Consider the following 7,453-nt stretch of genomic DNA (forward strand, 5'->3'; position numbering starts at 1 on the left):
CATGTGCAGCGGTGTCACAGGGGGCACCGCTTTGCAGGGCGGGCTGCCATCGGCAGAGACCGGCCCGGAGGGATCACTCATGTTCCACAGCCAGAAGCGGGCTGTCTCCCGCATAGGTACTGTCATGCTCGCGTCCGGCATTGCCGTGGCGAGCGGCCTGGTCGCCGCAGGTGCGGCCTCGGCCGACAGCGGCGCGGGCATCACCGCGACGATTCAGCCGACCATGGTCAGCGGAGCCGTCGACACCGGTGGCGGCCACGTGATCCAGGGCGGTCTTTTCACCCTGAAGACGGATGACGGCAAGCTCATCCAGACGTACTGCATCGACATCGACCACGGCGTCAAGATCAAGGACGCGGTCAAGTACCAGGAGTCGAACTGGGCGTCCAGCTCGCTCGGCGCCCCGGGCAAGGCCGAGGCAGCGGGCAAGATCCGCTGGATCCTTGAGCACTCGTACCCGAAGCTCTCCCTCGACGCGGTGAAGACCGCCGTCGGCATCAAGGGCGAGTTCACCAAGGAGGACGCGGCGGCCGGCACCCAGGCCGCGATCTGGCGCTTCTCCGACAACAAGACCGCCGCCACGCCGATCGACGGCGAGGCCAAGCAGCTCACCGACTACCTGGCGGGCAGCAAGAACACCGGCCTGCCGGCCGAGCCGGCGCCGTCGCTGGACCTCGACCCGTCCGCGGTCAACGGCAAGTCGGGCAGCAAGCTCGGCCCGTTCACGCTCAACAGCAGCGCCGACGAGGTCAAGCTGTCGCTCAGCGGTGACTCCTCCGGCGGCAAGGTCAAGCTGGTCGACAAGGACGGCAAGGCCGTTGGCGACCTCAAGGGCCCGATCGCCAAGGACACCAAGCTGTTCCTGGACGTCCCCGCGGGCACCGCGGCCGGCTCGGCCACCGTCAAGGCGGCCGCCACCACCACCGTGCCCACCGGCCGCGTCTTCCTCAGCGTCGGCTACACCCCGGAGAAGCACAGCCAGACCATGATCCTGGCCGGCTCCGAGGAGCTGAGCGTCGCCAAGACGGCGAAGGCCACCTGGACGCAGGCCAAGGGCCCGCTGCTGGAGGCCACCGGCAAGGTCGACTGCACCAAGAACGGTGTCCAGGTCACCGTCACCAACAGCGGTGACGAGCAGGCCACCGTGACGATCACTCCGGGCAAGTCCGTCACCGTCGGTGCCGGCAAGACCGAGACCGTGCTCGTCCCGGTCGCCGAGGACGCCACCTACGACATCAAGGTGAGCGGCCCGAACCTGAACGAGGAGTTCAAGGGCATCCTCGACTGCAAGACCACCAGCACCACGGGCGGCACCACCGGCGGCACGACCGGTGGCACCACCGGCTCGACCACCGGCGGCAGCACCGGCGGCTCGACCACCGGCGGCAGCCTGGCCAGCACCGGTGGCGGCAGCCACACCGGCCTGATCGCCGGCATCGCGGGCCTGCTCGTCGCCGCCGGCGGCGGCGCGGTGTTCGCCCTGCGCCGTCGTGGCCGCCACGGCCGCGCCGCGGCCTGACCTGCCACTGACCGGGTGCGCGCCGTCCACGCGGCGGTGACACCGGGGCCCGGCCCCGCCCTCCGATCCGGAGGGCGGGGCCGGGCCTTTCGGCTGTCGTCCGACCGGCCCGCCGCGGCCCGCGCCCGGCGACCGCCCGGCGGGCCGGGGCAGGTGGCGGCCGGTGTGACCGGCGGGAGTTCGGGAGGGGGCGTGCGGTGCGGCACAATGGAAGGCTGCAAGCCGAATAGACCCGATACACCCGACGACGCCGGAGCGATCTCACGTGGCGGAATACATCTACACGATGCGCAAGGTGCGCAAGGCACACGGCGACAAGGTCATCCTTGACGACGTGACGCTCTCCTTCCTCCCCGGGGCGAAGATCGGCGTCGTCGGCCCCAACGGTGCCGGTAAGTCCACGGTGCTGAAGATGATGGCCGGGCTGGAGCAGCCGTCCAACGGCGACGCCTTCCTCTCTCCCGGGTACACCGTCGGCATGCTCCTCCAGGAGCCCCCGCTCGACGAGTCCAAGACCGTCCTGGAGAACGTCGAGGACGGCGTCAAGGAGATCAAGGGCAAGCTCAACCGGTTCAACGAGATCGCCGAGCTGATGGCGACCGACTACTCGGACGCGCTGCTCGAGGAGATGGGCCGGCTCCAGGAGGACCTGGACCACGCCAACGCCTGGGACCTCGACGCCCAGCTGGAGCAGGCCATGGACGCCCTGGGCTGCCCGCCCGGCGACTGGCCGGTCACCAAGCTCTCCGGCGGTGAGAAGCGCCGCGTCGCGCTCTGCAAGCTGCTGCTGGAGGCGCCCGACCTCCTGCTCCTCGACGAGCCCACCAACCACCTCGACGCCGAGTCGGTGAACTGGCTGGAGCAGCACCTCGCCAAGTACGCCGGCACCGTCGTCGCGGTCACCCACGACCGGTACTTCCTCGACAACGTCGCCCAGTGGATCCTGGAGCTCGACCGCGGCCGGGCGTTCCCCTACGAGGGCAACTACTCCACCTACCTGGAGACCAAGCAGACCCGTCTCAAGGTCGAGGGCCAGAAGGACGCCAAGCGCGCCAAGCGGCTCAAGGAAGAGCTGGAGTGGGTCCGCTCCAACGCCAAGGGCCGCCAGGCCAAGTCCAAGGCCCGCCTCGCCCGGTACGAGGAGATGGCGGCCGAGGCCGACAAGATGCGGAAGCTGGACTTCGAGGAGATCCAGATCCCGCCGGGCCCGCGCCTGGGCAGTGTCGTCGTCGAGGTGGGCAACCTCTCCAAGGGCTTCGGCGAGAAGCTCCTGATCGAGGACCTGAGCTTCACCCTGCCGCGCAACGGCATCGTCGGCGTCATCGGCCCGAACGGCGCCGGCAAGACCACCCTGTTCAAGATGCTGCAGGGCCTGGAGACCCCGGACGACGGCAACGTCAAGGTCGGCGAGACCGTCAAGATCAGCTACGTCGACCAGAACCGCGCCAACATCGACCCGAAGAAGACCCTGTGGGAGGTCGTCTCCGACGGCCTCGACTGGATCAACGTCGGCCAGGTCGAGATGCCGTCCCGCGCCTACGTCTCCGCGTTCGGCTTCAAGGGCCCGGACCAGCAGAAGCCGGCCGGCGTGCTCTCCGGCGGTGAGCGCAACCGCCTGAACCTGGCGCTCACCCTCAAGCAGGGCGGCAACCTGCTGCTCCTCGACGAGCCCACCAACGACCTGGACGTCGAGACGCTCTCCTCGCTGGAGAACGCCCTGCTGGACTTCCCGGGCTGCGCCGTGGTCATCTCCCACGACCGCTGGTTCCTGGACCGGGTCGCCACCCACATCCTCGCCTACGAGGGCGACAGCAAGTGGTTCTGGTTCGAGGGCAACTTCGAGTCCTACGAGAAGAACAAGATCGAGCGGCTCGGCGCGGACGCCGCTCGCCCGCACCGCGCCACCTACAAGAAGCTGACCCGCGGCTGACCGTCCACGTGACGACAGCCGCCGGCAACGCCGGCGCAACAACGGCCGGGCAGGCTGCCTCTCGGGGCGGCCCGTCCGGCCACCCGCCCGCGGCACGTCCGCGGGTGACCGGAGTCTGAGGAGATCCTTCGTGGCACGCCACATCTACGCCTGCCCCCTGCGGTGGTCCGACATGGACGCCTTCGGCCACGTCAACAACGTGGTCTTCCTGCGCTACCTGGAGGAGGCCCGGATCGACTTCATGTTCACCCAGGCCGCCGAGGCCGGCGCCGGGGAGTTCGCGGGCGGCTCGGTGGTGGCGCGCCACGAGATCGAGTACAAGAAGCCGCTGGTGCACCGCCCGACCCCGGTGACCGTCGAGACCTGGGTCACCAAGATCGGCGGCGCCTCCCTCACCGTCTCCTACGAGATCAAGGACACCGCGGACGACGGCACCGAGACGGTCTACGTCAAGGCGTCCACCATCGTCGTCCCCTACGACCTGGCCGAGGGCCGGCCGCGCCGGATCAGCCCCGTCGAGCGAGAGTTCCTCTCCCGCTTCATGGACGGGGTCCCGGCCGCCGTGGCCGCCGCCTGAGCCGGGCGGTGTCCACCGACGTGAGCAGCACTCCCGTGACCGACCGGCCCGCCGGCCTCGTCCTCGCCGAGAACGGCGGGGCGGCCGACCTCGCCGCCTTCCTGTCCCGCCTGCTGCGCTTCGACCGCGCCGCGGCCGTCCGGCTGCAGGCCGTGCCGGGGGCGGAGTCCGGCGGCGTGCTGGCGGTCTTCGGCCGACTGCCGCTGGGCACCGCGGGGGCGATCGCCGTCCGCACCGCCCTGCTGTCCGGGCCGACCGCCGGCACGGACGCCACCGTCTCGGCCGGCCAACTGCTGGACGCCGTCGACCCGGAGAACGGCACGGTCGCGGTGCCGCCGCCGGTCACCGGCCCGGCGTGGGCCGGTCTACTGCCGCCCCGGGCGGGCTGGCGGCTGGTCGCCGAACCGCCGGCCTTCGAGGTGCTGCCCGAGGTCTCCGCCGCCGTCGGGGAGTTCCGCCGGCGCAGCGAGGAGGTCCCGGAGCACCACCGCACACGGCAGGTGCTGGACGCGCTGGCCGACGAGATCTGGTCGCGCCCGCTCGGCGCCGTTCCCGAGCTGCCGCTGCGCGCCGCGCACGCGGCCTATGTGATCGGCTTCCTGCGGCCCGCCGTGCCGCTCACCGTGCACCGCGCGGGCGGCTGGCTGCGGCTGAGCGCGCCGGCCGGCTCGGTGGCGGTGCGCAGCGCCGCCGCGCCGGGCGCGGGCCTGGGTCTGAGCCCGCTGCGGTAGCGGGGCCCCGCCCCGCTCAGCCCGCGGTGTTGATCATCGAGGCGGCGGCGTAGGTCAGGTAGTCCCAGAGCTGGCGCTCGGCGTCCTCGGGCAGGTCCAGCTCGTCGAGGGCGGTGCGCATGTGCCGCAGCCAGGCGTCGTGGGCGGCGCGGTCCACCTGGAACGGGGCGTGCCGCATCCGCAGCCGCGGGTGGCCGCGATCCTCGCTGTACGTCCGGGGCCCGCCCCAGTACTGCATGAGGAAGAGCGTGAAGCGCTCCTCGGCGGGGCCGAGGTCCTCCTCGGGGTACATCGGCCGCAGCAGTTCGTCCTGCGCGACGCCCTGGTAGAAGCGGTGCACCAGCCGGCGGAAGGTGGCCTCGCCGCCGACCGCGTCGAAAAAGGTCTCCTCGGGAAGCGTGTTCTGCCGGGTCTCGTTCACCCGACCATGGTCGCAGACGGCCGCGGGGGCCGTACACCGGTCTTCCGGCCTACGACCCCCGTCGCCCGCAGGGCGCCGCGCGGTGGCGGCTACACGTCGTCCCAGTTGAAGAAGCGCCAGGCGATCAGGCAGAGCACCGCCGAGAAGGCGAGCAGTCCGCCCATCGCGGGCAGGGCGTCCATGATGCCGCCGCCGCGGCTGAGCACCGACTGCGAGGCGGTGACCAGGTAGCGCAGCGGGAAGACCCGGGAGACGGTCTGCAGCCAGCCGGGGCTGCCGTCGATCGGGATGAACGCGCCGCCGAGGAAGGACATCGGCAGGATGATCAGCTGGTTGATGCCGTTGGCCGCCTCCTCGGTCTTGGCGAGCCCGCCGGTGAGCAGGCCGATCGACATGAAGGCGATGGTCGCGCAGAGCACCAGCGGCACGATCAGCCACCAGTTGCCGGTGAGCTTGAGCCCGAAGAACGGCGTGGTGGCGATGAGCAGGAAGATCGCCGTCTGGGCGAGGGCGATCACGCAGTTCACCGCGACCCGGGCGCCGATCACCCCGCCGATGGAGACCGGGGCGAGCCGCAGCCGGCGGAGCACCCGCTTGGTGCGCCAGTTGATCAGGGTGAAGGAGGCGCCGTAGACGGCGCCGGAGGCGATGGCCCAGCCGAGCAGGCCCGGGGTGAGGAACTGGATCGGCTTGAGCGACCGGTCCTCGACCTGGATCGCGGCCAGGGTGAACGCCGGCGGGCGGCCGGCGGCGGCCTGGTTGGCGGCCTGCACCAGGTTGTCGACGATCGCCCGGACGCTGCCGGCCTTGACCGTGTCCGAGGCGCTGTAGCGCAGCACGAGCTGCCCGTTCGCGCCCTGCTCGACCAGGGCGTCGAGGTCTCCCTTGCGGACCTTCTCGAGGGCGGCGGCCTCGTCGTCGACCTTGGTGACGGTGAGGACCTTCTCCAGTTCCCTGCGGTCGTCGCCCTGCACGGAGTCGAGCACCTGGACGGCGCCGACCTGGGCGACCTTCACGTGCGGGGCGCCCGCGCTCTTGAAGAGCGTGCCGAACATCAGCAGGAAGATCAGCGGCATGAGCAGGGTGAAGAAGAGCGCGCCGCGGTCGCGCACGAAGCCCAGCAGCATGACCCGGACGAGCCCGACGAAGGCGCTGGCGCGCTCCGGCGCCTCGGGCTCCGGGGCGGCGGCCGGCACGCGGTCGGTCGCGGTGGGGGCGGTGGCGGTCATGCCCGGTACTCCCGTCCGGTCAGGCGGAGGAAGACGTCCTCCAGGGTGGCGCCGCGGACCTCCAGGCCGCGCAGCGCGTTCTGCTCGGCGAGCACCGAGAGCACCGGTGCGGGGACGCGGGTGGAGACGGACAGCGAGACGCCGTCGTCCTCCAGGCCGGCCAGTTCGGCGCCGGCCGCGGCGAACAGCTCGCGGGCGGTGTCGGCCGCGAGCAGCCCCGACTCGACGCTGATCCGGACGGTGTCGTCGATCTCGCGGACGAGGGCCGCCGGTGCGCCGGTCTTGAGGACCTTGCCGTGGTCCATCACCGAGACCCGGTCGCAGAGCACCTCGGCCTCGTCGAGGTAGTGGGTGGTGAGGACGACGGTGCGGCCCTCGGCGTTGATGTCGCGCAGCAGGTCCCACAGGTTGCGGCGGGCCTGCGGGTCGAGCCCGGTGGTCGGCTCGTCCAGGAAGACCAACTCCGGTCCGTGGACGAGGGCGCAGGCGATGGAGAGGCGCTGCGCCTGGCCGCCGGACATCTTCTCGGTCTGGACGCCGGCGGAGTCGGCCAGCCCGACCTTCTCCAGCATCGCGTCGGCCCGCTTCGGGCCGACACCGTAGAAGGAGGCGAAGGTGCGGATGGTCTCCCGGGCGGTCAGCCGGTTGAAGAAGGACGACGCCTGGAACTGCACGCCGATGCGCGGCAGCAGTGCGGTGTTGCGCGGCCAGGGCGACAGCCCCAGCAGTTCGACGCGGCCCTCGTCGGGCTCGCGGATCCCTTCCAGGATCTCCAGAGTGGTGGTCTTGCCGGCCCCGTTCGGCCCGAGAATCCCGTAGAACTCGCCCGCCTCGACGGTGAGTGACACACCGTCGACGGCCTGGACGTCCCCGTACCGCTTCCGTATACCGTCGGCGGCTATAGCTGCAGTCATGTCGCATGACACTAGGGGTTTTCGTGCCCGTTCGGTGAGGATTACCAGGCAAAACCCGGGAAAAACCGTCGGGGGGGGGGGGGGGGGGTGGGGGGGCCGGCGGCGGTGTGGTTACGGGGGGGGGGGGTGGTA

The 7,453-nt window shown here is 71.3% G+C and carries 7 protein-coding genes; 4 read left to right on the plus strand and 3 right to left on the minus strand.

The genetic code is table 11. The annotated features are described in order from the left end of the window. Positions 1-124: 124 nt before the first annotated feature. From AB0P35_RS35830 to AB0P35_RS35845, 4 genes are all read left to right on the plus strand, one after another. Positions 125-1,519: a Cys-Gln thioester bond-forming surface protein gene (locus tag AB0P35_RS35830; protein ID WP_363519361.1), complete on the plus strand. Its 1,395-nt coding sequence runs from the start codon at positions 125-127 to the stop codon at positions 1,517-1,519. Between the two features lie 265 nt (positions 1,520-1,784). After that, positions 1,785-3,449 carry an energy-dependent translational throttle protein EttA gene (ettA, locus tag AB0P35_RS35835; protein WP_095872824.1) on the plus strand — a complete coding sequence of 555 codons (1,665 nt, stop codon included), beginning with the start codon at positions 1,785-1,787 and terminating at the stop codon, positions 3,447-3,449. A gap of 130 nt (positions 3,450-3,579) precedes the next feature. Beyond that, on the plus strand, positions 3,580-4,026 hold the full coding sequence (locus tag AB0P35_RS35840; protein WP_363519364.1) for a thioesterase family protein: 447 nt from the start codon (positions 3,580-3,582) through the stop codon (positions 4,024-4,026). A 20-nt stretch (positions 4,027-4,046) separates the two neighbouring features. Beyond that, positions 4,047-4,757 (plus strand): hypothetical protein, encoded by a 711-nt coding sequence (locus AB0P35_RS35845; RefSeq protein WP_363519366.1) that lies wholly within the window; start codon positions 4,047-4,049, stop codon positions 4,755-4,757. Positions 4,758-4,773: 16 nt separating this feature from the next. Here the strand turns inward: AB0P35_RS35845 and AB0P35_RS35850 are convergent, their stop codons facing one another. The 3 genes from AB0P35_RS35850 to AB0P35_RS35860 form a co-directional block, all read right to left on the minus strand. Beyond that, positions 4,774-5,178, minus strand: coding sequence for a globin (locus tag AB0P35_RS35850; RefSeq protein WP_363519369.1), 405 nt, complete (start codon positions 5,176-5,178; stop codon positions 4,774-4,776). 89 nt (positions 5,179-5,267) lie between these two features. After that, positions 5,268-6,407, minus strand: a complete 1,140-nt coding sequence (locus tag AB0P35_RS35855; RefSeq protein WP_363519372.1) for an ABC transporter permease — start codon at positions 6,405-6,407, stop codon at positions 5,268-5,270. Beyond that, positions 6,404-7,321 (minus strand): ABC transporter ATP-binding protein, encoded by a 918-nt coding sequence (locus AB0P35_RS35860; RefSeq protein ID WP_095872821.1) that lies wholly within the window; start codon positions 7,319-7,321, stop codon positions 6,404-6,406. The genes AB0P35_RS35855 and AB0P35_RS35860 overlap by 4 nt, the downstream gene beginning before the upstream one ends. Positions 7,322-7,453 lie beyond the last annotated feature (132 nt).

This window comes from Kitasatospora sp. NPDC085879 (genome assembly GCF_040686255.1).
Taxonomy (GTDB): Bacteria; Actinomycetota; Actinomycetes; order Streptomycetales; family Streptomycetaceae; genus Kitasatospora.

Coding starts and splice junctions, on each gene's coding strand:
- AB0P35_RS35830 (WP_363519361.1), top strand. CDS start 125: ATGCTCGCGTCCGGCATTGCCGTGGCGAGCGGCCTGGTCGCCGCAGGT.
- AB0P35_RS35855 (WP_363519372.1), bottom strand. CDS start 6,407: ATGACCGCCACCGCCCCCACCGCGACCGACCGCGTGCCGGCCGCCGCC.
- AB0P35_RS35860 (WP_095872821.1), bottom strand. CDS start 7,321: ATGACTGCAGCTATAGCCGCCGACGGTATACGGAAGCGGTACGGGGAC.